The following is a 24,380-nucleotide window of genomic DNA, read 5'->3' on the forward strand; positions in this document are numbered from 1 at the left end:
CGCGCCACGGCGGAGACAAGGGCTCGCGCCCCAAGACGTCCCGGAAGACGACGCCCCAACGGTGCAGGAATTGCCAGGCCAACGCCTCCTCAGCATCCGGCTCGCGAAGCTGTCCCTTTGGGATTGCCGGTGCATGATGGCGGAATAGTGACCAACGTCCCCCTCCTCCCAGAAATAAGGGCCGGCGGGAGCCCGAGTAAAGGGCGAGGAGCCTGGCCTTCTCCCGGCGCCTCCGGGGATTGATGAGATTCCTCAAGCCCGCGAAGCCGTCGCAGGTGATCTCCCCCGCGGTGACCAGCTCCCACAGGGCCTGATCCAGGTCCGTGCGCAGTCGTCCCGTGACCTCGTGAAGTTCGTTGAAGAACATGGCGCCCCGCTGATCGAGAAGGTTCAAAAGCGCCCTCGCCGCAGCGGTTAATCCGCCAGCACCGGCCAAGCCGGATACTGGCTCTAATCGGGTGGAGAATCCTCTCTCCCCCCGATACCCCCCATCGCCGGTGATCTCCAGGAGCCAGGGCAGGTCCTCACGCAGCATCAGAGACAGGGTCGTGTTCCGGTTGGGGGAGTTTCGGCGCTTGAGGGGCGCCTCCTCCTCCTCATCCTTCCTCCCCGGCAATAGGCGGCCCCAGACGACGACGCCGACGCCGCACAATTCGTCCAGCATCGAGGGATGATAGCCTACGACCCGCGATGGAAAGACCTCCTGCTCCCAGGCCGCGGCCGGGAGCTGCAGGCCTTGGAGTTGGCCGATGACCTCGGCCAGACCGTGGGGTCCGATCAACTGAGTGCCCGGGGCGACGTGCTGCCAGCGCGCGAGGAATCGGCAGAACTCCGCCGTCGTGACCGGCTCCATCTCGCGCCGGAGCTGCTTGAGGCAGCGGCGGTGAATGCGGGCGAGGACCTCCCTGTCGCAAAATTCCTCCAGGTTGCGCGCGATGGTCTGCTCACGGAAACGCCCCCGCAGCGCCGATCCCGATGCCTCGAGACCGAGAAGGGCCCGTTCCACCTCGTTCTCCGCAAGCCCCGTCTTCCGCGCCCACTCCGCCGCCGTGGCCGGCCCTTCCGTCATCATCCAGCCCCGAAGGATCGCGGCGGCGTCCGAGTCCTGACGGTCCGCCGAGATGAAATGCGTTTCCGTCCGGACGGCCCGGCCCGAGGCCACGAGCGAGTCCATCCATCCCCGCCAGCCCGCGGGAAGATTGGAGACCGGAAAAACGCACCGTTCGCGGAGCTCGTCGGCCAACTCATCCTCGTTCCGAATGTCCGGCCGGAGTTCTTCCTCCACCTCGGCGATCGCCGCCCCGTCCAGGGCCCCGAACGCCTCCAGGTCCTTGTCGGACAGCGTCCGCCGCGTCGCGACCGCGCGGGCGCGGCGCTCCTCCAGGGGCGCGTCGTCCAGAAAGGTATAGGGATTCGAGTTGAGGATCTCATGGCAGAGGGGCGACGGGGCCGGCGTGTCCCGCGCGATGAGGCGGACCTCGCGGTCCGCGATCCGTTTCACGAGGGCCTCCAATCCCTCCAGGTCCATCGCCTCGTAGAGGCAGTCGCGCATCGTCTCCGTCACCAGGGGGTGGTTCGGGATGGCGATGGGGCGGGTCACGTTCTCCTGGCAGGCGGCCTGGTCAGGAAAGGCGGCGGCGAGGAGGTCGTCGCTGCGCATGCGCTGGATGACGGGGGGGACACGCCTTCCACCCGAAAACCTCAGGAGGGCCAGGGCCCGCGTCGCGTTCCACCGCCAGCGCACGCCAAAGACCGGGGCGTCCAGGACCGCCTGCTCGAGCGTGTGCCTCACCGTTCGGGACGAAAGGAAATCGAAGACCGATTCGAGGGGAAAGCTGTGCTGGGGCCCCAGGGAGAGGAGGACGCCGTCGTCGGTCGCGGCCGCCTGGAGCTCAAAATTAAACCCGGCGCAGAACCGCTTGCGGAGGGCGAGGCCGAAGGCGCGGTTGAGCCGTCCCCCGAAAGGGAGGTGCAGGACGAGCTGCATGCCGCCGCCCTCGTCGAAGAACCGCTCGGCGACCAGGGTCTTTTGCGTCGGCAGCACGCCCAGGGCCGCCTTGGCCTGGCTCAAGTAGCCCACGGCCTGGACCGCCCCGGACGCGGGGACCCCGCACTCGGTCTCCAAGAGGCGGATCGCGCGGCCCTCCTCCGCGAGCAGGGGCTCGATCGCCTCGCGGAGGTCCGAGACTTCTGAGGAGAGCTCCGCGCTCCGGCCCGGGGCCTCGCCGAGCCAGAAAGGGATCGAGGGCGGCTGGCCGTGGGCGTCTTCCACCCTCACCTTCCCCGCCTCGACCCGTTGAATCTTCCAGGAATGGTTGCCCAACTGAAAGATGTCGCCGATCTGGCTCTCGACGGCGAAGTCCTCGTCGACCGAGCCGACGACCGTGCCCTCCGGCTCCTTGACGACGGCATAGGTGAAATTGTCCGGGATCGCCCCGCCCGAGGTGAGGGCCGCCAGCCTCGCGCCCCGCCTCGGCCGGAGGGTTTTCCGGACGCCGTCGCGGTGGAGCCAGGCCCCGCGGGATCCCCGCGAGGTCGCGATCCCTTCCGAAAGCATCGCGACGATCGCGTCGAATTCGGGGCGTTCGAGCCCCGCGTAGGCCCAAGCCCCCCGCACCATCGCGAACGTCTCGTCGATCGTCATCTCCTCGCAGGCGACCGCCGCCACGATCTGCTGGGCCATGACGTCCAGGGGGTGCGGACGAATCGACGTTTTCTCCAGATTGCCGCGCCGGACGCCCCGCACGAAGGCGGCGCATTCGATCAGCTCGTCCCGGGTCACCGGAAAGATCCTGCCCTTGGGCAGGATGAGAGGCCGGATCCCCCCGGAAGGGACGTGTCCCGCGCGTCCGATCCTCTGCAGGCCGACGGCGAGGCTCCGGGGGCTCCCGATGTGGCAGACCAGGTCGACGGCGCCGACGTCGAGCCCAAGTTCGAGCGAGGCCGTCGCAACGACCGCCTTTGCCTGGCCCGCCTTGAGACGCGTCTCGGCGTGGAGGCGCTTCTCCTTGGAGAGGCTCCCGTGATGCGCGGCGACCGCCTCCTCGCCCAGCCTCTCCGCCAGGGCGCGCGTCGCGCGCTCGACCAGGCGGCGCGTGTTGACGAAGACGAGCGTGCTCCTGTGCCCGCCGATCAGGGCGGCCACGCGGTCGTAAATATCGGCCCAGAGCTCCTTGGAGGCGACGGCCGTCAGCTCGCCATTCGGCATCTCGATCTCGAGGTCCAAGTCCCTCCGGTGACCGGCATCGACGATGGCGCAGTCGGGGGCGCCGTCCCTCCCCACGCGCCGGGTCCCCACCAAGAAGCGCGCGATCTCCTCGATCGGACGCTGGGTGGCCGAGAGCCCCACGCGCGGGATCCGGCGCCCGGCCAGAAGATCCAGCCTCTCGAGCGACAGGGCGAGATGCGCACCCCGTTTGTCGCGCGCGACGGCGTGGATCTCGTCGACGATGACGGTCTTGGCCGACTTGAGCATCTTGCGCCCGTTCCTGGAGGTGAGCAGGAGGTAGAGCGACTCCGGCGTCGTGATGAGGATATGCGGAGGCCTTTTGATCATCGCCGCCCTCTCCCCCGGCGTCGTGTCGCCGCTACGGACGGCGGTCCGGATCTCCGGCAGTTTCTCCCAATCCTTGGCCGCCCGGGAACGGAGCTCCGCGAGGGGTTCCTCCAGATTTTTCCGGATGTCGTTGCCCAGGGCCTTGAGGGGCGAGACGTAGACGACGGAGGTCTCGTCCTTGAGCCGTCCGCGGGTCCCTTCGCGGACGAGGCGGTCGATACAGGCGAGAAAGGCGGCAAGCGTCTTTCCCGAACCGGTGGGGGCGGCGATCAAGGTATCGCGGCCGGAGGCGATCGTCGGCCAGCCTCGGGACTGGGGCTCGGTGGGCGTCCCGAAGCGGTCTTCAAACCACCGCGCGACGACGGGATGAAACGATTGCAGGGATGCGTGCATGGAACGGACGATAGCGCCTGGATCGCCGGAAATCCAGCCTAGGACGTGATCTGGACGTAGCCCTTGCGGATCAGTTCCGTGAGGGTCTTGGTGGTGAGGATGTCATCGCCGGGCGCCCGGTCCAGGACGTCTTGAACCGTCCCGCCCATTAAGACCGATTGAATGACGTCCAGTTCCTCGGGACTCAGGCCCCGGAGCGGTCTTTCCAAAGAGAGGCTGGCCGCGACGGACGCCGTCAGAGGCGGGCGGTCGGGGCCCAGGTTGCCCAGCTCGTCCATGATGCGGAAGCCCTCCATCAGCAAGCCCTGGATGGATTCCTCGATCTCCATGGGAAAATCCCGGACAACCGGAGAGACGAGCTCGAATTCGCCCTCCTGCCAGGTCACGATCCGGTAGAAGGATTTCCGGGGGTCCACGTGTTCCCTGCCGTCGACGGAAGCGAAGATGACGCGGCCCTCGCGCAGATGGATTTCTCCTTCGGAGAGGGCCTCGCCTTTCACGTTGCCGCGCATGCGGAGCACGCCGCTCTTTCGCGAACCTTCGAAGAGTTGCAAAAGGTCGGGAAGCGGCATGTCGGTGATCGTCCCCCGCATCAGGTAGGCCGACGGTCTCTGCGTTTCCGTGGGCTTCGCCGAATCCACGACGGGCGAGGGCCCGCGGGCGACGATGAGGCTGAACATGGACGACCCGATCATGACGCGGTCGTTCTCTTTCAAGACCTGTTCTTTTTTCAGTTTCGTCCCATTGACGTAGGTTCCCCCCGTCGATCCGAGGTCCTCGATCGTCACCTCGTGGCCCGAAAGCGAGATTTTCGCGTGCCTGCCCGAGACGTTGGCCTCGTCCAGGACGATCTCGAGCCCCTTGGTGCGTCCGATGATCAAGGGCCTCTCCGCCGAGAGCGCGATCTCGCTGCCCCGGAGCCTGCCGGACGCGAACTTGAGGGAATAACTCGCGTCGATGCGCGACCCGCCGGATCCGGGGGTCGCCGACGGAGGAACCGAGCCGGGCTTGGAATCTCGGCCAGCCGCCCAGAGACCGCCGGTGGCCCTGGAAACGGGGCTTCCCAGCGAGGCCGGTTCCACCGCCCCCGCGAAGACAGAGGCGCTCGAAGACCCGGAAGGACTCGGAGGGGACGCGGAGGCAATGAGGGCGGAACTCACCCCGTAGGCCGCCGGATCGGTCGGGAGCCCCAAGGGGCCGAAGCCGGTGATTCGAAACAAAGGGGTGTAGGTGCTGATGCCCATTGGACCCCTGGTCGTCCGAATGGGTAAAATGTTGCGATCTAATTGCTTCGTCATTTCATCCGGATGTCCATTCCCATGGACACGGGTCCCGCGGAACCCGTTGATTTTCCGGCCGAACAGGCGTCCAATCCCCCCTTTGAAAGGGGGACTCATGCAAACCACACCCGCCTACGCCGCCCGAAGCCCGAAGGAGCCTTTGGCCCCGTTCGAGATCCAGCGCCGCGAGCCCGGTCCCAACGACGTCCAGATCGACATCAAGTTCTGCGGCATCTGCCACTCCGACATCCATCAAGCGAGGGACGAATGGGGCGGCGCGAGCTTTCCCATGGTGCCCGGCCACGAGATCGCGGGCATCGTCTCCAAGGTGGGCGCGAAGGTCACGCGCTTCAAGACGGGCGACCACGCCGGCGTCGGTTGCCTGGTGGACTCCTGCCGCGAATGCAAGGATTGCAAGGCCGGCCTCGAGCAGTACTGCCTCAAGCCGGTTTGGACCTATAACAGCGTCGAGAAAGACGGAAAAAACCCGACCTACGGCGGCTACTCGACCCGGATCGTCGTGGACGAACACTTCGTCCTCCAGATTCCGAAAAACCTCCCGCTGGACCGCGCGGCCCCCCTCCTCTGCGCCGGCATCACGCTCTACTCCCCCCTCCGCCACTGGAAGACGGGCCCCGGTTCGCGCGTGGGCGTCATCGGCCTGGGGGGCCTGGGCCACATGGGCGTCAAGATCGCCAAGGCCCTGGGCGCGGACGTGACGGTGCTCAGCCACTCCAAGAAGAAGGAAGCCGACGCCCGGCGCCTCGGCGCCCAGAACTTTTTCCTGACGTCCGATCCCAGGACCCTGGATCAGAATGCGGGCAAGTTCGATCTTCTCGTGAACACGGTCCCCGTCGAGATCGACTGGGAGCGCACCTTGAACCTCTTGGACCGCGACGGGGCACTCGTGCTGCTCGGCGTCCCGGACGCCAAGCCCACCCTCCACCCCACCACGCTCATCCTGCGCCGCCGGAGCCTGGCGGGATCCGTCATCGGCGGCATCGCGGAGACCCAGGAGATGCTCGATTTCTGCGGCAAGCACGAGATCGCGTCGGAGATCGAGACGATTCCCATTCAGAAGGTGAACGAGGCCTACGAGAGGACGATCCAGGGCGACGTCAGGTACCGGTTCGTGATCGACCTGGAAAGTTTGAAGGCCCGTTGATTCAACCGGCCTGATCGGGCGGCGTGCCGGCGTGGGCCTTCCGGCCGGCCCTTTCGATCGCGGCCGTGCAGACCGGGCTCTCCAGGAGGACCTTGGACATCTCCACGGCCCGCCGGACAAGGTCCTTCGCCCCTTCGTGAAGCATCCGGCTCTTCTTCACGTACTTCACGTTTCTCTCCATGTTCTCGGCGGCCCAGCCCAGGGAATGCGCGATGTAGGGGAACGGCGGGAACACGAACCCGAGCTCGGCGAAGAAACCCATCATCTGTCCGGCCACGAGCTGGACGTTGTCCTGCCCCCCGATGATGAGGAAGGAGGCGACCTTGTTCCGGATGAGCACGTTGTTGTGGAGCGTGATCTGGTTCTGGACGCAGTTCAACCTCTCCACCATCTTGTAATAGAGCGAGCTCGCCGCGCCCCAGCGGATGGGCGTCGCGACCAGAAGGACGTCCGCCCAATGCACCATCGCCTCGTAGATCCGGTCCATCTGGTCGTTCTCGTCTCCGCGCGTGATCGTGCAGGGCCAGAGGCAGGCGTGCGAGCTCTTGGAGTAATAGCCCTCGCAGTGGCGGACGCGGAGGTCGTTCATGCGGATCAGCCGGGTCTCGGCCTTGAGTTCGTCCCGGGCGTGGTCGAGGGCGGCCTGAAGAAGGGTCTCCGACGTCGAGTAACGCGGATGCCTCGCGTCCATGACGGTCGTCGAGATCCCCGCCACCCGCGTCGGGCCGGGTTCCCGCCGGATGGGACGCGTCAGTTCATCCTCGTATTCGGGCATCGGCCTGCCCTTGGTGGCCGGCTTCGGACTGACGAAGAGGCGGCCGTCTTTGATCTTGAGGGGGTAGCTCGGGACGGCGAACTCGAGGGATTCCCCCAGGCGGCAGACGCCCGTCCTCCGGTCGTACCGGAAGGAATGCCAGGGGCAGGAGATCTTCTCGTCCTTGAGAGTCCCCTCGCCCAGAGGCCCGCCCGCGTGAGGGCAAACGCCGCCGATGGCGGCGAACTCCCCGTTCGCATAGGACAGCGCCACCCGCATCGGACCGACCTGAATCTCCCGGAGCGGCGGGTCCTTCAGGACCTCGACGGGTCCGAGATCGTGCCAGGCATCGTTCATGATCGGGGAATATAGCCCCGGACGCGCGCTCGGACCAGGGATTAATCTTCCTTTAGGACGAGCGATCGGTCGGCCAGGACCTCGAGCCGCGGCCGAGCGACCGGGCGGCTGAAACCGTCACGCGTGATTTCCGCAGGGACGTGACGGTCCGTGGCGAGCTCCGGCTGGAGGGCCAGGGTGAGATAGGTCACGGCCCCGAATCCGAAGGGGCTCAACGAGCGCGCGATCCCGTCATCGGCGTACGGGATATTCAGCCCGAAGACGGGAAAGGGGGAAATCCCCATATAGAGCGCGATCGACCATTCGAAGGTCGGTCCGTCGATCCCGGCGTACGATAACCCGCTTCCGGACGCGGGGACCGACGCCAGAAGCCGCGGATTGCCACGGCACGTCAGCGGCAGGAGGTTCGTCGTCAGGTGGGAGATGTAATCGACGAGGCCCGCCACGTGGCCGAGAAGCGAGTGATCGGGTTCCAACCCCTCCTTGTGCCCCCGGATCTCGAGGAAGATCTCCCGCGATGCTTTCCAGTCCAAACGGTCCAGGTTCAGGAAATAATCCGCCCTCCCCTCCGCCGGCACCGCCTCCACGGCCCCGCAGAGGTGGGCGTCCAGCCGCCATGCCTGCGCGAGCAGGCGCTCAGCCGCCAGGCGGTAGCTTGCGGAGATCCCGATCGACTGGATCAGGATTCCGGGGACCGTCGTCAAAGGGATGATGTAGGGGCTTGCGCTCGCGTGCATGACAGACTCCTCCCATTCAAATAGGGGAAAGGACCCACGGAGGCAACGCAGGGGGACGAATGGCCGCAGGAATCGTATTCGCGCGAATACGGGATTCCTGACCCATTCCTAGCAACCATTCTCAAACGGCCCCGATGAGCGGGCGGTCATGACCCTGGGGACTCAACAACTCTTTCAACACGTCACGCTCTGGAGCCGCGTCCCCCAGGGGCTGACGGCCATGGACCCCTGGGAGGCCTCCTCCCTGATGGCCCCCGCGCCGGCCGAGCAGATCAAGACATTAAACGGTTATATGATGGAAATGCGGCTCCAGGAGATCGGACTCCTCAAGGCGTTGAACGTCGTTCCGGACGCCCTTCGGGTCCACTTGGAGAACGACAGGCCTTTTACGGACTTTTTCGCCAATCTGAGCCCCCGTCCGGACTGGATGTCGGTTCATCCGAACTCCGCCATGACCGTCGACGATCTGCACCAGATGCGGATGGCCATCGTCGGGGCCAAGCGGCGCCTCAACGCCTGGTCGAAACGGCCCACCTACTCCCGTCCGTTCGGACTCGTGGAGCACCTGCATTGGCTTCAAGAATCCGTTCGAGCGCGTTCGAAACTCGCCCGTCTGGCCGTCCAGCTGGGGGAGCCGGACGCCGGCATCCGAATCTTCTACGACGTCCAGCAACGCAAGGCGGTCGGCATCACGACGATGGAGGAGTCCCTGAAGGGTTACTTTCGCGTGGCCCGGCGCTGATTCAGCGGCCGCGCTTTTCGAGCCAGGGCATGGGCCGGTGGTTTCGGCGGGCATCGTAGCGGATGTCGTCGTCGGTGCCCTCGCGGCCGTCCGGACCGAGGTAGGACAGTTCGTAGGAAATCCCGTCATCCCTGAGTTTGTAAACCGGCGGTCTCCCGGCCAGGTCGGGTTTGACCTCGTAAACCGGCGGCTCCAATTCCTCCAGGCTCTCGGGATATCCGCCGTTCATGGTCTTGAACTCCTCGATCGCCTCCGCGGTCTCGGCCAGCCCGGCGCGCATCGCCCGCAACGTTTCGTCGCCGGCGGCCTGGGCCGCGGATGGCGGGCACAGGCAGAGAAGGGCCAAAAGGGCAAGAACTCCAGTCATGGCGCGTTTTTTAGCCTCGACCCAAACGCTCGTCAAGCCGCCGGGCCGGTTGGAGATCAGGCGCGGCGTTTCGTGAAAATGGCGTCGAAGATCGGGTCCCATAGCAGCTGTCTCAACCTTGGAGCGAGCGGCATGAGGCGGCTCGCTCGTTGCGAGGGGCGGTGGAGCGTGACGTCCAGATTCCAAGCGGTCAGGGTCGCCGGTCTCAATCGCAGGGAGACGACCGGGGGGCGAAGCGCCGTCTCGGAACCCCCGAAAACGGAGAGAGTCGAGGCGAACGAGAGCTCGCCGTGGCTGGCCCTGTGGAAGACGGGAGTTCTGAAACGCCCCCTCAGGCGGGGGACTTCCGTCCAGAGGCCCAGCCCCCCCTGCCGGAACCGCAAGGCGCCGAGTTCGGTGTCCGCGTCGTACTGGGGCGAGGCGTAAAGCGCCGTGGAAAGGCCCAAGGCGAGTTTCCAGGCCCTCTCGAACGGAACCGCGCGGATCTCCGCCGAAAAATAGTCCGTGAAAACGGAGTCATCGTTTTCGTTGACGAGGATGGCTTGCGTGAATCGTGCGGCGGGCGATTCGATGGAGAAGGAATACCGCTGGCAAAGAGGCGTGCGAAGGTCCAGCTCCACCCGGCGGACGGGATCGGGGGTATAAAAGACGGCGCGGCCGTGCGAGAGGCCGTCGTCGCCTGTCTGATATTTCTCGAAAAACCACGGCGTCCCTCTGGGATCGAGCCTCGGCAGGGCATACGGCCTTTCCAGGCCCTGGCGGGAACAAAGGCCCCAATACTCCCTCGCCTCCCCCACGGCCAGGACGGAGAAAAGCCTCAGATCGGACGCCGCCTCCCCGTCGATGACCGGCCTCGAAGGCAAATTCAGGTCGGACGTCTCCATGCTGGGGCCGAACAGGGTGCCCCGCTCGGGGTCCGGGTGGAAGGCGCGCAGGGAATACACGTTCAGCGCGCTTAAAGTGACCGGCTGGAATGGAATCACATTCATCGTTTGCACACCGACACCATCGCAGGTTGGACACGGGAGGTTGCGGCCTATGCCCTTTCCGGCAAGGATTCCGTATACGGGTGTAAACGCCCGACGGGACGGGAGAATGTGAAATCAGGCTTACAGCTTTTTGAGATTGGCGCCCAACACGACTTTCCACCCGAGACGGGGGATCGTCATGAAGAAGGCCCGCTTCGAGAAGCCGTTGAACTCGTAGGCCGTCTCTCCGGAGGGCTTGCGGAACATTTCGTCGATCGCCTGGGTGAGGGTCGGAGAGCCAAGCTCGCGGGCCTTGGCGAAGATCATGCCCGCGCTTTTATGCAGGACCACCGTCCCGTCCGGCGAAAGCGCGTAAAAATAGACCCCGTCCGGCAAGGTCAACGAATTGGAAAGTTCTTTGTTCAAATCCTCCAAAAAGATGGAGGCGCCGACCGCCCCGACGATCGCGCCCTTGTTTTTAACCGGCATCGCGATGACGATCGATTTCTTTCCCGTGGACCGGCTGACCACCAGCGAGGCCACCACCTTTTCGCCGGCCATGAGTCTTGGGAAATAGTCCCGATCCTTGAGGCCCTCGGGCATCCGGTCCTTTTCCACCGTGTAATAGGTTCCGTCGGGTTGGGCGAACCACAGCAACCCCTTGGCGCCCAAGGCCCGCGCCGCGGCCAAACGCGGCTTGATGTCCTGCCATTGGCCGGATTCGATGTCCTGGGTCTCGGACAAGAGCGTCAGGAGATCGGCCTCGGCATCCATCGTCTTTCCGATGAATTCGGCAATGACGGCCATGAGGCTCCGGCCGTAACCGTTCAAACCCTCAACCGCCGCCGGGGAGACAATCTCGGTGGGACCTTGCGCGGGATCCGGTTGGGCCAGGGCCGCTCGGCAAAGAAAGACGGCGAGGACCGGCGCCAGCCAGAGACCTGTGAATTTTAATCCGCGCATAAGCCCCCTTTTCTCAAACCGGGACTTTAACCCTTCTCCGCGGCTTAAAAAACATCAAAAGCTTGCCAAAACCGCCGGGGATGGATCATGGTTGGGACTCAATGGCGAAACAACAAACGATCACCTCCGCCTCCAGCGCGGAATATTTTTCAAAAAACCTCCAGCAGGTCGGCTTCTCCTCCTACACGAAGGCCGCCCTGACGACGATCAAGGAGGCCGTCGACAATTCGCTGGACGCCTGCGAGGACGCGGGCATCCTGCCGGACGTCTCGGTCCTCATTGAAAAGACCGGCGAAGGGACGGCCAAGAACGCGGATGCCATCCGTGTCCGGGTCGAGGACAACGGCCCGGGTCTGGAGACCGAAGACGTCGTCAAGGTGTTCGGCGAGTACCTCGCCAGCTCCAAGTTCGGACGGGGCCGCTGCAGCCGCGGCCAGCAGGGCATCGGCATCTCGGCCGTCACCACCTGGGCGCAGCTCACCAGCGCCCGCGGCGCCACCGTCATCACCAAGACCTCGAAGATGCGGAAGGCCATCAAGTGCGTGGTCGAGGTCGACATCAAGCACAACAAGGGCGTTTTGAAGGAAAAAGAGGCCGTCGATTGGGACCGCGATCACGGCCTCTCCTGTGAATTCGTCATCGACGCCCGCATCCAGTTGAACGGCGAAGGCGGCCTCCTCGCCTACCTGACGGGCACGACGCTGGTGAACCCTCACCTCTCGCTGCGCTACAAGGTCCTGGACTCCGACTGGGTGGAGATCCCGCGCGTGACGGACGTCCTCCCGGAGATCCCGGACGCCGTCGAGCCGCATCCGCACACGATGAAGCTGGGCGAGTTCATCGCCCATTCGCACCTCTTCGGCCGCGTCTCGATCGGGGCCTGGTTGAAGAAGGGGTTCTCCCGCGTCTCGGACGGGGTCCTCAAACAGCTGACGGCCATGCCCAAGAAGGACGGCGGCATCGCGAAATCCCTCCTCGACATGAGCGTCGACAGCGCGACCGAGGAGCATTTCAAACAGGTCTTTGCCGCCCTCCAAAAGGTCCAGCTCATGGCCCCGTCCACCAAGAGCGTCCTCTCCATCGGCGAGGCGGCCCTGGCCAAGAGCATCCAGCGCGTCGGCCAGGTGGATTTTTTCGCCGTCGTCTCGCGCAAGCCCACCATCTGCGACTTCAAGCCCGTCCTGGTGGAGGTCGCCGTCGCCCGCCTCCTGGACAGGAGCCTGTCCGAAGACGAGCCGGTCACCCTGCTCCGCTTCGCCAACCGCGTCCCCCTCCAGTTCGACAAGTCCGCCTGCGCGATGACCCAGGCGGCGACGTCGGTCAATTGGCGCTCTTACGGCCTGAATCAGCCCAAGGGGGCCCTGCCGCTCGGGCCTTACATCGTCGCGGTGAGCGTGGTCTCCCCCTTCATCAAGTTCAAGAACGCCTCCAAGGAGACGGTCGACGCCAGCGACGAGCTGGTGGAGGAGATCCGCCGCACCTTGATCCAGGCCGGCCAACGCTTGTCCAAACATATCCGGCGCGAGACGAAGGAGGCGGATCTGGAGAAGAAGCGCCAGCACATCGAGATGTTCGCCCCGATCCTGGTCGACGGGGCCTGCCGGATCACGAAGTCTCCGAAGGCCCGCCGCGCGAAGGCCTTGGAAGGCCTGGCGAAGATCCTGGGCCGCGACGCGGCACTCGCCGAGAAGGAGTTGGAGGTCGCCATCGAGCACGCCGAGCTGGCGGTTCAAAAGATGGCGGAGACCACCGGCATCCTCCCCGGCGTCCCAGAGACTCCGGCGTCGGCCCCGGCGCCGGAAGAAGCCCCGCCCCCCGCCGGGAAGGCGAAGAAGGAAAAGAAGAGAGGCAAGCTGCCTTCCGCGCCCAAGGCCCGGGCCAAGGCGGACAAGCGCCAGGCGTCGCTCTTCACGGATTCTTAAAGGAACAGACGATGATCCACATCGAGCAGGACAGCGCCCAGATCCGCATCCCCCCGCCGCTCGTGCTCTTTACGTGCGCGTTGGCCGGCCTCCTCCTGCACTGGTTTTTTCCCGTCCGCCTGATCCCGTGGTCCATTCCCTGGATCGTCGGGGCCGTCTTCATCGGCCTCGGTTTCGGCTTCATTGCCTCGAGCATCCAACTGTTCAAGAAAGCGGGCACGGCGCACATCCCCTGGAAGACGAGCACGAAACTGGTCTTGGGCGGGCTGTACCGCCTGACCCGGAACCCGATCTATCTGGGCATGGTCCTCGTCTCCCTGGGCATCGCCCTCGAGGTGAACAACCTGTGGGGCATCCTCATGACGATCCCCTTGGTCGTCTTTTTGGACCGCTACCCGATCCGCAAGGAAGAGCGCTATCTGGAACAAAAATTCGGAGACGAGTACCGGGCTTACAAAAGCCAAGTCCGGCGATGGATTTAGAAAGGGCAACTCTCATGGCCACCGACGTCGACGTCCCCAAACTGTCCAAGGAACTCTGCGAGCAGCTCTTGCGCGACCTGGAAAAGGCCAAGCGCCCCGTCCTCCAGGCCACCAAGTGCTCGCTCGACAACTCCTTCTACAACCCCAAGGTGGGCTACCTGACCCCCGGCGACAAGAAGGTGGCGACGGAGCTGAACGTCAGCTCCGTCCAAAAGATGTCCCGAGCCATCTTCATGCTGGAGTTGATCCTAAGAAACCTGGAGGTCGGCGCCACGAACACGAAGCGCGAGCTGTACTACATCAGCAAGGGCGAGATTAAGCACAACGCGGCCTTAAAGCCCCTGGACTTCGTCGATCAGGACGAGAGCGACGCCATCATCGATTTCATCGGCGAGATGATGGAGTGCTACCGGGAAGACTTGAACTGCTTCGCCAACGACCGCGGCGGTCAGACCTACAGCCAGCAATTGGTGGTGACCGAGACCCTGCCCGACGGCGGCAAGGCCACGATCGACCTGTCCACCCTCGGCACCTCCCCTTTCCAGCCGAAGAACCGGCCGCAGAGCTTGAAGCTCAAGGCCAAGAAGAAGATCGACTTCTGCCTGGTGGTCGAGTCGGAAGGCACGGCGAACACGCTGGTCAACTCCGGGTTCACCAAGCGCCACAACGTCATCTTGCTGGGCGCCCAGGGCGTCCCGTCGAACGCCGTCCGCGGCTGGACGAAGCTGATCCAAGACGAGCTCTCCATCCCCTGCTACTTCTTTGGAGACCTCGACGCCTACACCATGCAGAACATCTTCCGCACGCTCAAGGCCGGGTCGGCGGCGAGTCTGATCCGGAACTCCGACTTCTCCGCGCCGGAAGTGCGGTTCTTGGGGGTGCTGCCGGAGGACATTAAGAAGTACGATCTGCCGGACTATGGGGTGAAGGAGAACGATGCGACGGAGTCGCGGCAGTTGAAGAAGGCCCGGGATGCGTTGGCGAATGATCCGTTCTTCAAAGACAAGAAGAATAAGGGGGTTTCGGATATTCTGAAGTGGCTCATTAGCCATAAGAGGCGGTGTGAGCAGCAGTCTTACTTCTCGGTGAATCCGCGGGATCCGCTCATGCCGGAAAAAATCATCATCGATAAGATTAAGAATAAGAACTTTGTCTAGGAAGACCCGCTAGAGCGGTCTTCAGGCGGCCTTTTTCTGGGAACTCACTTCCAAGGTTATCCCCAGGGCTAGAGCCACCCGGACCAGGAAATCAAAACTGACATCCCCAACTTGTCCCGCCTCCATGCGCGCGATTGCGGGTTGCAGAGTACCGACCTTCCGGGCCAATTCCGCCTGCGTCAGGCCTCGCGCAGCGCGCGCATCTTTCAAATAATCAATCATTCGATTCTTTTGGTGGATGAGCCCCTTCTCCAATTGGCTCAATCCGATCGCGGAACCGAATTCACTGAGGCTGAGATAGATTGTCCCCTTCTTTTTCATGACACACTCCTGATTCTGGCAAGTAGCAAGTCAACCGTCCTTTTCTCGATCTTTTCTGATTTCTTCCTCATCGCATGCACCACGTAAATCGCATCCTTCACCTTGATGTAGTAAAAGATCCTGTATTCGCCCGACCTGTAGGAGAACCGAAGTTCATAGAGGCCTCGGGCGATAGACGGTAAGGGCCGACAGAGGGGCATGCCGATCGATTCGCCCCGCCCCACCCTCTCCAATGTTCCATAGACACTCTGCTTAAGCTCGTCCGGCTCACCCTTCATCTCCCTGACAACTTGTGACAGTATTCTAAGTTGCATAAGAAGTATATAACAATAGCGTTATACTCGGCAACGACGAAGATCTGATATGCAACCCCTATGCCGCTGGATTTGATCGGGGATTATGAGATAAAGTCCGACATTCCGGACGGGAGGGTTTGAATCCTGGACGGTGAGCAGCAGAGTTATTTTTCGGTGATGCTGCGGGATCCGAAGATGCCTAAGAAATCTACTCTGTCACCTTCACTTCGTTCCGGCTTACTGATCGCCGGTCTTGGCCTGTTTGTCTTGGCCCTGTTTTCTCCCGGCATCGTTTATAGGCCCGACGTCCGGTCCAATCCCAAACACGGGGAATGCGCCTTCGCCGTTACGGAGGGCGTCCAGTGTTCCTCGTTTTCCTTTGGCGGTTCGGGAATGACCAGTTGCGAGCGCGTGGAAGACGCCACCTCCGGCAAAGCCTTCGTCGATAAGGGGAAAATCATCGATTATTGCAAGGGCTGGCAGGAGCCCGTCGCCCAGGTGGATTACGGCTACAAGATCTTGCTCATGGGTTTTCTGGGCGTCTTTGTCGGGGTTTTCGCCTGGTTCGCGAATCCTTTGATGCTACTGGCCCTCGCGCTGGCCAAGTTTAAAAAACGGCTGGGCGCGAGTATCGTCTCCGTCATCGCGGTCGCTCTGGGCCTGCAATCCTATATGCTGAGGGCTGTCCCCTTCAATGAATCCTCTATGGATCCCAAAAATCTTAATTTTGTCGATTATCTTGGGTTGGGGTTTTATTTGTGGATGGGGTCTCTGGTGGTGCTTGCCTTGTTCTGTTTATTAAAAAGGAATGACGTGAATGCGATCGGAGCATTGCATCATCGATAAGATCAAAAGATACTTATTTTGAAAGATATGCCTGAATATAACTTTTACGTTCTAGGATTTTTCGACCTGATGGGACAAAGTCAGCTCCTCGACTGCTTATCAGATCAATTTGTCTTAGATTGTCTTAACTCCGGGAAACGTGCCGAACTTATAGAAAAAGTAAAGCCAACCTTCGGCCGGGTGAAAAGATTTCGCGATAACATCCGAAGAATTGTTTCTCAGATTAATCAAGAGATTCCTCTTCCATCAGAACTAGTAGGCAAAGTGTCGGAAAAAGCATGGAAACAGCTTACAACAGCGCAGGTCAATGTCGAATTCATGGGAGATGCTGCTTTATTAAAAGTCCGGATCTCAAGTAATGCAGAAGCTCCTCTTTCTGTTGTTAGCATTAAGGACCTTATGGAAAGCATTTCGATGGAAATGCTTTCTAATCTGAGAGACGGCATTCCAGTTCGTGGTGCTATAGAACTGGGCTGGGGAACGCACATAGAAGACCATAGCATTTATGGAACCATGCTTCATAGAGCTGCTCGGCTAGAAAAGGAGGCCGGCCATTTACGAATTGTTATAGGGGAGAGTCTAATTAGCTACCTTAGCGACCTGGCTGCAATTCCCCAAAAAGGCGTAGCTGTCGAAGAAGCAAAAATCATTACTGACCAGGCTAAAACAATTCTCTCCTTAGTTGAAAAAGACGACGATGATAAATGGATTCTGAATTATCTACGAAAGGAAACGTACTCAGTTCCTGAAAATGAAGCCATTTATAAAGAATGTAAGGAGTCTGCGAAAACATTTATTAATTCTGAAATTGAATTAAGAAAGAACTCTGGGGAAGAGAAGCTGTTGAACATTTATCAGGCGGTAAAGAGATTCTTTCAAAAGCACGGAGCGTGGTAAAGAGTGCAAAGACACAAGGCACAGCTCTGTGAAGAAGAGCCTTAATGTCTTACACGTAATCTAATCACTTCGTGCTCGGTGCGCAAAACTACTTCGCCTCCCGGAGCTATATGAGGAATGCAACAGTCGATGCCATATGAGTTCTCAATCCGCCTATGACATTTCTGGTTTCGCTACTCGTAATTATTTTAACTTTTGGCCTTAAGGGCTCACCAGGAGGATCTCTAATATCCATCAAAAGGTGAGTAGAATGACCGCCGTGCTCCGACTATGTGCTCACTGTGATTGCGAAAAGAAAAATCAGGAATGCGGGAGAGTTTTGTAAGAAAAGAAAGCGAAGACCCGCCGGCCAGTTGAGCAATAAAAGTCTAAAGCGAAACCAAATGTGATCTAGCTTTCTCTCTTTAAGCGAGCGCCTAAACTTCCAATCTCTTTCTTTGCATTTTGGACTTTTTTAGCTCGCGAATGTCTCTCTAACTCTTCATCAAGTATTAACTCGATCCCTAGTTTTACAATTGGAAATGCTTCAAGGCAGTCGTTCTCTGTCAAGTCATGAACACCTTTGCTAAGAATTCCGTACAGCAATCTGTTCTCCACAAGAAAACTCGGCAAGTAATCGTGCAATAGAGCTATCCTTTCATCCATTCGGGCCTTTTCGAAATCCTCCTCTTTCCAGTGTTCGTCTCCTTTAGCTTTTTGGCGAGCTTCTGAAATAAGGTGTTCAAATATTCTCCTCAAATAAACAAAAGCTCCAATTCCAACGCCATGAGAAATTAACCCTACACCACGTGCTAGTTCTGGAAAACGATCATCGCCTAACACCTTCCGATATTTTTGCAAATCTGGGGTCGTTAAATCAGCTTGTGAGGGGTACTGACCAATTTTCCTTATGTGGCCGTCGTGAGCTAAGAACACAAAACGAGCTCTGTGGTTCTCATCGCGTGTACAATAAATAACAATGTGGAATTGGTAATTACTGGTTCCACTTCCCCCCCGATATTCTTTCCCCTTACTAATAAAAACGCTATGACGACCACATTCCAAGCAGAAGCAATCAACTGAGCCTTTAAAGTACTCCAAATCATGAAAGCCATTTTCATTAATTGCAACATCTTCGTATAGTGGAATTTTTAATAGGAAATCTTGTGGAGAAACTGTTTTTGAGTTGTTTTCTTTATCCACATCTTGAGTCATAAAAAATATTTATTGCGAATAAATCGATGGGTCCATAAAAATCCACTTGCAGCGAAAACCTCTCTAAAAGTGTACCCGGTACGCGTCGAACCCATTGAAAATATAAGATCAGTCACACCCACAACTCGGACTCACCCTCCCATCACAACACAAAGCCCTCCCCCCGCGGCACCCGCACACCCCACCATGATGCGAGCAACACCCGCGCCTCTCCGCTTGATCCCTCTCCATCTCCCAAACAAACCCATCAAAAGAAGCCGCCACCGTATGAGCACCGGCACGTTCAAACGGTGCGAACGGCAGCCACGTCACGAGGGCGATGAGGAAAGTTGTCTTCATGGGGAATGAACAGATTGTCGCTCCCACGCGCGGGGAAGACACGAAGAAAATGAAAGGCCAGGAAGATTTGTGTCTAAAAACGGAGCAGGACGGCGGGAAGAAATTCACCCGGTAATAGCTGCCGTGCTAACGCACGATCAGGATCGACTCGACCTTTTCCATGACCTTCCAAGTACCGACGCGCGCCTGAACCATGGGATCCCGTGACGGATCTTTGCCTTCGTTGGGATCGCCTTCACACGAGAGCGCCTCAGGAACGACCGATAACAGACAAGCGGCCAACAAAGCGGAATATATAACTTTCGACATCACTTCACTCCATGACACGCCGCAACCTTGTTCGCGATCTCGGTCGCGGCCGCCATCATGTCGTCGCGGCCGGATTTCTTTCGGAACTCGTCGATATCGGCCTGGCTGATCCCCTTCTCTTTGAGGACGGCCTCCCCGCCCGGGCTGTTCTCCATCACCATCTTGCATCCCATGTCCGCCATCGCGGCCACATAGGTCTCCTTCGAAATCCTGGGCCCGCACCCGGCCATCACAAAGGCCGCCGCGAGGACGAACGAAACGATGAGATGGATCATAGGGGCTCCTTGTAAGATCGGATACCAAGTTCACGATAGAACTGCAATCGACAGGTGCAGGAGCGTCTCGCCGTCCGGAAAAAAAGTGAAACAAAAGTGTACCCGGTACGCGTCGAACCGATCGATTAAAACCCCCTCCATGCCCTCCCCCCAATCCCGCCGCCAAAAAGTGATCGACCTCTTCATTGGAACAACAGACGAAGTTTAGATTGAAGTGGTTCATTACTTCTTGATCCAAGGCCAAGTGATAAAGGGAAGGCCGAAGGCCGTCACCTCGACGATGATTTTAAACCCGCCGTAGGCCATGCCAGCGCGCGGTAGAATTTCTCTTATTTGATCCTCTTCGCCAGAGTTTCATAAACCTCCGACTTGTCACGACGACCTATAGCCCAGATTTCGACTACTTTGTCGGACGATTTGACGCGAAAGACAATCCGGTAACTCTTATTCAAGAAATATTCCTTCTTGAAGCCCGAGAGAGGACCGCGCAGAGGCTTGCCCATCCGTTCAGGGTCGATTTTGATTTTATTCAGATGGGAGAAAACAATGTTCTGGAGGCCTTTGTCGAGCTTGGCGAAATCCTTCTGAGCGGCTTCGACGACAATGACCCGCCACTCACTTTTCGAGGCCATGTCTCTTTCCAAGCTCTTCCAATGTGACCGCCGACTTAAGATTCTTCTTGTCCTCGACGCGCGCAGCAATCTCACGCGAGGTCACCAAATCTTCGAGAAGTTCTTCTAATTCCTGCAGTTTGGTCTGAAGCATTTGATACATTTCCATAGTCAACAGAACCGCCTCGGGCTCATTGTTCCTAAGGATGATGAACTTCTCTTTTTCATCCTTTTGCAGAGCTTCGAGGTATTGACCGAAATTGCGCCCCACCTTGGTCACGGATACGAACTCTTCAGTTTCCGTTGAAAAATTGCTCATAAAATATCCTTATAATATTCTGCAATTATTATCGTACTATTTTACGCTTAAGTTTCCACTTAGTTTATGAATGAATATCTCACAATTGAATAATATAAGTAATATCAATAGGTTGCAAAACTTAAAAGGTGTACATCACACAGCATAAAACAGCGTCGGCGATGATCCCCTCTACCTTCTCGGCTCATACCGCATCGCCACCGCCCCCGAGCCGAGCTCCAGCCGGCTCACAAAAAAAGTGTACCCGGTACGCGTCGAAGCCGTTGATTTCTAACAAATCGCCGTCCGGAAATCGACTTCCTCGAAGTGCTCCCCCCCAAGCCCGCCGCCAAAAATTGATCGACGTCTTCATGGGAGCCCCCATTCAAAAAGCCACCGGCACGACCCTCCGTTACAACGAGGCAGGCTGGGCCATGCGTGCGATCCATGGATGTCCACGCGAGTGGACGAATAGTTACTCCGTTTTGACAACATCCTAACGCCGGCGTCGATATTGGATGGGCATTGTTCGGAGGCGCCTCTGAGTATGATCTCAACCGGTCCCATGTCTTACCTGGCCTTGCAAATGACCTATAGCGGCCAGTCTCTGGATATTCTGCAACCTTGTTCCCAAATTCTGATCGGATCGGCATCGCTGGTTAAAACATGGGCGGGTCCCGATCGCATCACCGTGCAAATGAATCATGTTCATGAATCGGCTTTTCGGCTGCTCCGAAATGACCGGATCTGGTGGATTAGCCCTCTCTCTCCTTCCACATCCGGAAGGCTTCGAACCCTGTCGTCAGAGTCTCAGGAACAAATGATCATGATGCTGGACCTGCAAACGGACTCTGCAGGCCGGGAGCCTGAAGAACGGCGGCGCGTCGAGGAAGTCTCAGCTAAAATGGAACAAGGGGCCTATGCTCTTTTCTTCGGTCAAGAAAGGATTGATTTCTTTGTCCCTCGGGAAGATCACCTGGTTTTGTCTCCTGGAGCGAACTGTTCTGTTGAGTAACTGCTTGTGACCCCCTCCATGCCCTCCCCCCAATCCCGCCGCCAAAATCGGATCGACCTCTTCCTGGGCGCCCCCATTCAAAAAGCCACCGGCATGACCCTCCGCTACAACGAGGGAGGCCAGGCCGAGGGCGTGGGGACGTTCATCGTGACTTCGACGCCTTATCAGGAAGGGAAGAAATAAGAAGAGCAACTAAGGTGGTTCTAATGGTTCAATCGGCTCGTTCTGATGCAGACCGCGTATCGCTCGACCTCGAGTTTTACGGGATTGGAGCTCGTGCCATCCAGCGCCGATACGAGGGAGACCGCGAAGGGTCCCCCGCTTTCCCGACGCGCCACTCCGAAGCCGGTATTCATGCCGAGTTCTTCTTGCACTGCATTGACCGTTTGTGACGTGTCGGGCAGGGCCTGAAACGCGAAAAGGACGTCGCCGGGATTGCACGAGAGGGGAGGCGGATCCTGGTATCCCGGCTCAGGGTTGTTGGAACTTTGCTCGTAATCGCGATCATAACAGTATCGATGGATATAAAGGGGATCGTTCGACACGTTCATCAGCGAGCTACAGTAAATAGTGACGGTATCCTTTCTGACGTAGACTAGATCCCCCAGCCCCTTTCTCGTCGCAAGATCCTGAAGGAATCCAGGCTGAGTCAGAAGCTCCCTTGACTGAGAGGTCGTTTGCAGCTGTCCACCGATGTCGGCGGGGCTATAAATATGGCCCCCCTTCTTGTCCGAGTTGGGTCGCTCCTCCCCCGCCCATGAGGGACTTGGTTTCCCGAATAAAGAAAGTGAGGCGGAAATGAAAACGGCCATGGCATAGAGGACGGACTTTCTTGCTGTAATAACTTTTATCATATCTGCACCCCTCTTGCAGAGCGTGATGCAAAATACATGCTTATCGGGGATATTTTTTAAATACTTAGACTGACAGCTCTTTTCTGATCTCGAGTCCAAAAAATGGGTCTTCTCATACCCCTTCCGGTGCCGATGTTATCAAAATAAAAGCATGTCCGAAGACCCAAACAAAAGGAGCCCCAAAAGTTGGCGATAAACATTCGCCTCCAGACCCCGCCTCCGCTAAAACTCCCTCCATCCCCTCCCCCCAATCCCGCCGTCAAAAGCCAGTGGACCCGGTACGCTTCGAAGCGGTTGATTTGGCGAGAAATGAGACCGACAAGTCGGACGCCGCCATCTCAATCTTCGAACCCTCCCCCCAGATTTTACCCGCAGAAGACGCCAGAGGGCCGCGCTTGAGCCAAACTGGGCATATTGGAGCGTCCCGGGTACACTTCTCTTATTCATTCTCACAAATCTCGCCGCCTGCCCTTCCGAAACACAACACTGTTTGCGAAGGACCGATACCTTAGTGAAAATGATCATCCAATTTCTACCCTCTTTTCCCGTGGCCCAACAGACGTTCTCCCACCTGGCGAACGTGGCCGAGCGGGCGGTGGGGCTGGTGAATCAGGATAAGTTTCATGCCCTGCGGGGATACCTGACGTCTCAGGGGGTGGCGTTCACCCGCATGAACGTCCGCAACCTCTGTCTGGGATATGAACTCTACAAGCCGGAGAGCGTCCGTCTTCAGTCTCTCTTTAGGATAACGCGGTTCCTGGACAGGGATCCGCTCCGACATTTCCATAAAGACGCCGCTCGCACTCCTGGAATCGACGCAGGCTTGGGCGAATGCCTCGCCGATCTCCACGGCAAGGATCGGACTCTCATCGACGCAGCCACTTTGGACCTGGGTCTCTATGGAGACCCAATGGCGGTCAACGCCCTGTTGGATCATCTGATCGCCCAAGGCAACGGCCTGGGTAGCGTTTACCTGGACGTCCTGCCCCCGGCGGACGCGAAGGAGTGGGCTCTCGCCCACCTCGACGATCCCGATCCAGCGATCTGCAGGAATGCAATTAGAGCTGCAGGCGATCTCAAGGACCCTCAAGCCGTTTCGGCATTGATGCAAATTCTAAAAAACGGTAGGGACAGGACTCTCCGCAAGTGCGCGATCGGCGCCCTGGGAAGTATCGGAGACCCTCGGTCTGTCCCATTGCTTGTTGAAATGCTCCGAATCCCCGAGTTTCGAAGTACGGCCAGATGGGCCCTGGAGCAGATAGACGACCCTCAAGCTAAATCTGTGATCAGGACGATGGAGCGTTTGGATAGGGACCGCACTCTCCATCGGGACCTCTACGACGCGCCAAATCCTAAAAAGCCAACGATGAAATAAAAAAGTGTACCCGCTACGCTCCGATGCACCGAGTACACTTACCGGGTACACTGACACTAAGAAGGTGTATGATTTTCGAATGAGAGGGGTTCGCGGGAAGCTGAAGGTGGCGTGGGACCGGCTGATCCGTCAAGACGCCTCTCCGAACGCCATCGCGGCGGGTTTCGCGATCGGGCTCTTCGCGACGTTTTATCCGTTCCCCGTCTTGGACACGCTCGCGGCCCTCGCGATCGCGTGGTGCGTCCGGGCCAACAAGGCCGCCTGTCTGATCGGAAACAATTTCGTCCTGCTCATCTATCCCGTCATTCCGCTCTTGTTGACCGCGGAGGTCGTGACCGGCCGCTTCCTCCTGCGCTCGCCGGCCATCAGCCCGCCCGGAAACGCGCCCCTCCTCGCCTGGGTCAAGCACCAGACCCTGCCGAATCTGGAGGCCCTCGTTCTGGGCGGACTTGTCTTGGGGATCCCGTCCGCCCTCCTCTCCTTCTGGCTCGTCCGAGCGGCCGCCCGGAAGTGGCAGAAGAGACACGCAACGGGCGGCTTCATGCGGGCGGCAGAGTGACGGGCAAGGCGCCCCTTGCAGGTCATTCCGTTCGACTCGATTGTGGCCTCAGTGCTTGGGGTCCCCTGACATGCGGGGTTGGCCTCCCGGAGCCCATCAACGCGTGCCCGGCGCCATTGTTTTAGCGCCGGGCACGCCGCCGCCAGTCCCATTCATTCCACGCGGCGATCAGGAGGATGACGAGGAGGAGGGCCCCCCGCCACCACCACGACCGGATGTGGATGAAGACGAACGCCAGGAAGCCGAAAAACCCGGCAATGAAGGCCGTCGCGATCGCGCCCATCCAGATGAGCGCGCGCGGCGTCGGAACGCAGTCATCGTCCCAGTCGTAGGCGAGGAACGCATCAA

General features: G+C 59.5%; 27 protein-coding genes. 11 read left to right on the forward strand and 16 right to left on the reverse strand.

Translation table 11 applies throughout. The features are described 5' to 3' along the window. Positions 1-3,949, reverse strand: a 3,949-nt coding sequence (locus tag VLJ37_11540) for a DEAD/DEAH box helicase (protein ID HSA60304.1), incomplete at its 3' end; no start/stop codon positions are given. 38 nt (positions 3,950-3,987) lie between these two features. Beyond that, positions 3,988-5,193 carry a DUF4388 domain-containing protein gene (locus VLJ37_11545; protein ID HSA60305.1) on the reverse strand — a complete coding sequence of 402 codons (1,206 nt, stop codon included), beginning with the start codon at positions 5,191-5,193 and terminating at the stop codon, positions 3,988-3,990. Between the two features lie 151 nt (positions 5,194-5,344). Between VLJ37_11545 and VLJ37_11550 the strand changes: the two genes are divergently transcribed. Then, positions 5,345-6,394: an NAD(P)-dependent alcohol dehydrogenase gene (locus VLJ37_11550; protein HSA60306.1), complete on the forward strand. Its 1,050-nt coding sequence runs from the start codon at positions 5,345-5,347 to the stop codon at positions 6,392-6,394. Position 6,395: 1 nt separating this feature from the next. Here VLJ37_11550 and VLJ37_11555 read toward each other — a convergent pair whose 3' ends face one another. Continuing rightward, positions 6,396-7,505, reverse strand: coding sequence for a Rieske 2Fe-2S domain-containing protein (locus VLJ37_11555; protein HSA60307.1), 1,110 nt, complete (start codon positions 7,503-7,505; stop codon positions 6,396-6,398). A gap of 41 nt (positions 7,506-7,546) precedes the next feature. Beyond that, complete coding sequence (locus VLJ37_11560; protein ID HSA60308.1) at positions 7,547-8,242, reverse strand: hypothetical protein; 696 nt, start codon at positions 8,240-8,242, stop codon at positions 7,547-7,549. Between the two features lie 148 nt (positions 8,243-8,390). On the opposite strand from VLJ37_11560, the gene VLJ37_11565 reads away from it, so the two are divergent. Continuing rightward, on the forward strand, positions 8,391-8,984 hold the full coding sequence (locus tag VLJ37_11565; protein HSA60309.1) for a hypothetical protein: 594 nt from the start codon (positions 8,391-8,393) through the stop codon (positions 8,982-8,984). 1 nt (position 8,985) lies between these two features. On the opposite strand, the gene VLJ37_11570 is transcribed toward VLJ37_11565, so the two are convergent. The 3 genes from VLJ37_11570 to VLJ37_11580 form a co-directional block, all read right to left on the reverse strand. Continuing rightward, positions 8,986-9,351 carry a hypothetical protein gene (locus tag VLJ37_11570; GenBank protein HSA60310.1) on the reverse strand — a complete coding sequence of 122 codons (366 nt, stop codon included), beginning with the start codon at positions 9,349-9,351 and terminating at the stop codon, positions 8,986-8,988. Positions 9,352-9,407: 56 nt separating this feature from the next. Then, positions 9,408-10,349: a hypothetical protein gene (locus tag VLJ37_11575; GenBank protein ID HSA60311.1), complete on the reverse strand. Its 942-nt coding sequence runs from the start codon at positions 10,347-10,349 to the stop codon at positions 9,408-9,410. 111 nt (positions 10,350-10,460) lie between these two features. Next, positions 10,461-11,282, reverse strand: a complete 822-nt coding sequence (locus VLJ37_11580; GenBank protein HSA60312.1) for a cache domain-containing protein — start codon at positions 11,280-11,282, stop codon at positions 10,461-10,463. Between the two features lie 101 nt (positions 11,283-11,383). On the opposite strand from VLJ37_11580, the gene VLJ37_11585 reads away from it, so the two are divergent. The 3 genes from VLJ37_11585 to VLJ37_11595 are packed head-to-tail and all read left to right on the forward strand — an operon-like array spanning position 11,384 to position 14,843. Beyond that, a complete protein-coding gene (locus tag VLJ37_11585; protein HSA60313.1) occupies positions 11,384-13,204 on the forward strand; it encodes a DNA topoisomerase VI subunit B in 1,821 nt (606 codons plus the stop codon). Between the two features lie 11 nt (positions 13,205-13,215). After that, positions 13,216-13,686, forward strand: coding sequence for an isoprenylcysteine carboxylmethyltransferase family protein (locus tag VLJ37_11590; GenBank protein ID HSA60314.1), 471 nt, complete (start codon positions 13,216-13,218; stop codon positions 13,684-13,686). 14 nt (positions 13,687-13,700) lie between these two features. Next, positions 13,701-14,843 (forward strand): DNA topoisomerase VI, encoded by a 1,143-nt coding sequence (locus tag VLJ37_11595; GenBank protein ID HSA60315.1) that lies wholly within the window; start codon positions 13,701-13,703, stop codon positions 14,841-14,843. 21 nt (positions 14,844-14,864) lie between these two features. Here VLJ37_11595 and VLJ37_11600 read toward each other — a convergent pair whose 3' ends face one another. Both VLJ37_11600 and VLJ37_11605 read right to left on the reverse strand, forming a co-directional pair. Beyond that, complete coding sequence (locus VLJ37_11600) at positions 14,865-15,164, reverse strand: helix-turn-helix transcriptional regulator (protein ID HSA60316.1); 300 nt, start codon at positions 15,162-15,164, stop codon at positions 14,865-14,867. Then, complete coding sequence (locus VLJ37_11605) at positions 15,161-15,478, reverse strand: type II toxin-antitoxin system RelE/ParE family toxin (GenBank protein ID HSA60317.1); 318 nt, start codon at positions 15,476-15,478, stop codon at positions 15,161-15,163. The genes VLJ37_11600 and VLJ37_11605 overlap by 4 nt, the downstream gene beginning before the upstream one ends. Before the next feature lie 159 nt (positions 15,479-15,637). Between VLJ37_11605 and VLJ37_11610 the strand changes: the two genes are divergently transcribed. After that, positions 15,638-16,306 (forward strand): hypothetical protein, encoded by a 669-nt coding sequence (locus tag VLJ37_11610; GenBank protein HSA60318.1) that lies wholly within the window; start codon positions 15,638-15,640, stop codon positions 16,304-16,306. Between the two features lie 27 nt (positions 16,307-16,333). Next, complete coding sequence (locus VLJ37_11615) at positions 16,334-17,203, forward strand: hypothetical protein (GenBank protein ID HSA60319.1); 870 nt, start codon at positions 16,334-16,336, stop codon at positions 17,201-17,203. Between the two features lie 390 nt (positions 17,204-17,593). On the opposite strand, the gene VLJ37_11620 is transcribed toward VLJ37_11615, so the two are convergent. The 5 genes from VLJ37_11620 to VLJ37_11640 all read right to left on the reverse strand — a co-directional run bounded on the left by VLJ37_11620 (position 17,594) and on the right by VLJ37_11640 (position 20,250). Next, on the reverse strand, positions 17,594-18,397 hold the full coding sequence (locus VLJ37_11620; protein ID HSA60320.1) for a short-chain dehydrogenase: 804 nt from the start codon (positions 18,395-18,397) through the stop codon (positions 17,594-17,596). Positions 18,398-18,862: 465 nt separating this feature from the next. Then, positions 18,863-19,045, reverse strand: a complete 183-nt coding sequence (locus tag VLJ37_11625; GenBank protein HSA60321.1) for a hypothetical protein — start codon at positions 19,043-19,045, stop codon at positions 18,863-18,865. Continuing rightward, positions 19,045-19,320, reverse strand: coding sequence for a hypothetical protein (locus VLJ37_11630; GenBank protein HSA60322.1), 276 nt, complete (start codon positions 19,318-19,320; stop codon positions 19,045-19,047). The genes VLJ37_11625 and VLJ37_11630 overlap by 1 nt, the downstream gene beginning before the upstream one ends. Positions 19,321-19,649: 329 nt before the next feature. Beyond that, positions 19,650-19,952, reverse strand: coding sequence for a type II toxin-antitoxin system RelE/ParE family toxin (locus VLJ37_11635; protein ID HSA60323.1), 303 nt, complete (start codon positions 19,950-19,952; stop codon positions 19,650-19,652). Beyond that, positions 19,936-20,250: a type II toxin-antitoxin system Phd/YefM family antitoxin gene (locus VLJ37_11640; protein HSA60324.1), complete on the reverse strand. Its 315-nt coding sequence runs from the start codon at positions 20,248-20,250 to the stop codon at positions 19,936-19,938. Before VLJ37_11640 ends, VLJ37_11635 begins: the two co-directional genes overlap by 17 nt. A 544-nt stretch (positions 20,251-20,794) precedes the next feature. Here VLJ37_11640 and VLJ37_11645 point away from each other — a divergent pair. Together VLJ37_11645 and VLJ37_11650 are read left to right on the forward strand one after the other, a co-directional pair. Beyond that, positions 20,795-21,244 carry a hypothetical protein gene (locus VLJ37_11645; GenBank protein HSA60325.1) on the forward strand — a complete coding sequence of 150 codons (450 nt, stop codon included), beginning with the start codon at positions 20,795-20,797 and terminating at the stop codon, positions 21,242-21,244. Between the two features lie 18 nt (positions 21,245-21,262). Then, on the forward strand, positions 21,263-21,427 hold the full coding sequence (locus VLJ37_11650; GenBank protein ID HSA60326.1) for a hypothetical protein: 165 nt from the start codon (positions 21,263-21,265) through the stop codon (positions 21,425-21,427). Positions 21,428-21,447: 20 nt separating this feature from the next. Here VLJ37_11650 and VLJ37_11655 read toward each other — a convergent pair whose 3' ends face one another. Then, the gene (locus tag VLJ37_11655; GenBank protein ID HSA60327.1) at positions 21,448-21,795 is read right to left on the reverse strand and encodes a hypothetical protein; all 348 of its coding nucleotides are present in this window, start codon (positions 21,793-21,795) and stop codon (positions 21,448-21,450) included. 850 nt (positions 21,796-22,645) lie between these two features. On the opposite strand from VLJ37_11655, the gene VLJ37_11660 reads away from it, so the two are divergent. Together VLJ37_11660 and VLJ37_11665 are read left to right on the forward strand one after the other, a co-directional pair. After that, complete coding sequence (locus VLJ37_11660; protein HSA60328.1) at positions 22,646-23,473, forward strand: HEAT repeat domain-containing protein; 828 nt, start codon at positions 22,646-22,648, stop codon at positions 23,471-23,473. Between the two features lie 79 nt (positions 23,474-23,552). Next, on the forward strand, positions 23,553-24,032 hold the full coding sequence (locus VLJ37_11665; GenBank protein HSA60329.1) for a DUF2062 domain-containing protein: 480 nt from the start codon (positions 23,553-23,555) through the stop codon (positions 24,030-24,032). Between the two features lie 121 nt (positions 24,033-24,153). On the opposite strand, the gene VLJ37_11670 is transcribed toward VLJ37_11665, so the two are convergent. Further along, positions 24,154-24,380 (reverse strand): hypothetical protein (locus VLJ37_11670; GenBank protein HSA60330.1); only part of this gene is annotated, 227 nt, incomplete at its 5' end.

The sequence above is a fragment of the bacterium genome (assembly GCA_035454885.1).
In the GTDB taxonomy this organism is placed as follows: domain Bacteria; phylum UBA10199; class UBA10199; order JACPAL01.

Excerpts from the sequence above, each read along its gene's own strand:
- VLJ37_11610 (HSA60318.1), top strand. The coding sequence starts at position 15,638 with ATGCTGCGGGATCCGAAGATGCCTAAGAAATCTACTCTGTCACCTTCA.
- VLJ37_11630 (HSA60322.1), bottom strand. The coding sequence starts at position 19,320 with ATGATCCATCTCATCGTTTCGTTCGTCCTCGCGGCGGCCTTTGTGATG.
- VLJ37_11590 (HSA60314.1), top strand. The coding sequence starts at position 13,216 with ATGATCCACATCGAGCAGGACAGCGCCCAGATCCGCATCCCCCCGCCG.
- VLJ37_11605 (HSA60317.1), bottom strand. The coding sequence starts at position 15,478 with ATGCAACTTAGAATACTGTCACAAGTTGTCAGGGAGATGAAGGGTGAG.
- VLJ37_11665 (HSA60329.1), top strand. The coding sequence starts at position 23,553 with ATGAGAGGGGTTCGCGGGAAGCTGAAGGTGGCGTGGGACCGGCTGATC.
- VLJ37_11555 (HSA60307.1), bottom strand. The coding sequence starts at position 7,505 with ATGAACGATGCCTGGCACGATCTCGGACCCGTCGAGGTCCTGAAGGAC.
- VLJ37_11600 (HSA60316.1), bottom strand. The coding sequence starts at position 15,164 with ATGAAAAAGAAGGGGACAATCTATCTCAGCCTCAGTGAATTCGGTTCC.
- VLJ37_11640 (HSA60324.1), bottom strand. The coding sequence starts at position 20,250 with ATGAGCAATTTTTCAACGGAAACTGAAGAGTTCGTATCCGTGACCAAG.
- VLJ37_11585 (HSA60313.1), top strand. The coding sequence starts at position 11,384 with ATGGCGAAACAACAAACGATCACCTCCGCCTCCAGCGCGGAATATTTT.
- VLJ37_11595 (HSA60315.1), top strand. The coding sequence starts at position 13,701 with ATGGCCACCGACGTCGACGTCCCCAAACTGTCCAAGGAACTCTGCGAG.
- VLJ37_11615 (HSA60319.1), top strand. The coding sequence starts at position 16,334 with ATGCCTGAATATAACTTTTACGTTCTAGGATTTTTCGACCTGATGGGA.
- VLJ37_11580 (HSA60312.1), bottom strand. The coding sequence starts at position 11,282 with ATGCGCGGATTAAAATTCACAGGTCTCTGGCTGGCGCCGGTCCTCGCC.
- VLJ37_11620 (HSA60320.1), bottom strand. The coding sequence starts at position 18,397 with ATGACTCAAGATGTGGATAAAGAAAACAACTCAAAAACAGTTTCTCCA.
- VLJ37_11645 (HSA60325.1), top strand. The coding sequence starts at position 20,795 with ATGTCTTACCTGGCCTTGCAAATGACCTATAGCGGCCAGTCTCTGGAT.
- VLJ37_11655 (HSA60327.1), bottom strand. The coding sequence starts at position 21,795 with ATGAACGTGTCGAACGATCCCCTTTATATCCATCGATACTGTTATGAT.
- VLJ37_11635 (HSA60323.1), bottom strand. The coding sequence starts at position 19,952 with ATGGCCTCGAAAAGTGAGTGGCGGGTCATTGTCGTCGAAGCCGCTCAG.
- VLJ37_11545 (HSA60305.1), bottom strand. The coding sequence starts at position 5,193 with ATGGGCATCAGCACCTACACCCCTTTGTTTCGAATCACCGGCTTCGGC.
- VLJ37_11560 (HSA60308.1), bottom strand. The coding sequence starts at position 8,242 with ATGCACGCGAGCGCAAGCCCCTACATCATCCCTTTGACGACGGTCCCC.
- VLJ37_11625 (HSA60321.1), bottom strand. The coding sequence starts at position 19,045 with ATGTCGAAAGTTATATATTCCGCTTTGTTGGCCGCTTGTCTGTTATCG.
- VLJ37_11550 (HSA60306.1), top strand. The coding sequence starts at position 5,345 with ATGCAAACCACACCCGCCTACGCCGCCCGAAGCCCGAAGGAGCCTTTG.
- VLJ37_11650 (HSA60326.1), top strand. The coding sequence starts at position 21,263 with ATGCCCTCCCCCCAATCCCGCCGCCAAAATCGGATCGACCTCTTCCTG.
- VLJ37_11565 (HSA60309.1), top strand. The coding sequence starts at position 8,391 with ATGACCCTGGGGACTCAACAACTCTTTCAACACGTCACGCTCTGGAGC.
- VLJ37_11570 (HSA60310.1), bottom strand. The coding sequence starts at position 9,351 with ATGACTGGAGTTCTTGCCCTTTTGGCCCTTCTCTGCCTGTGCCCGCCA.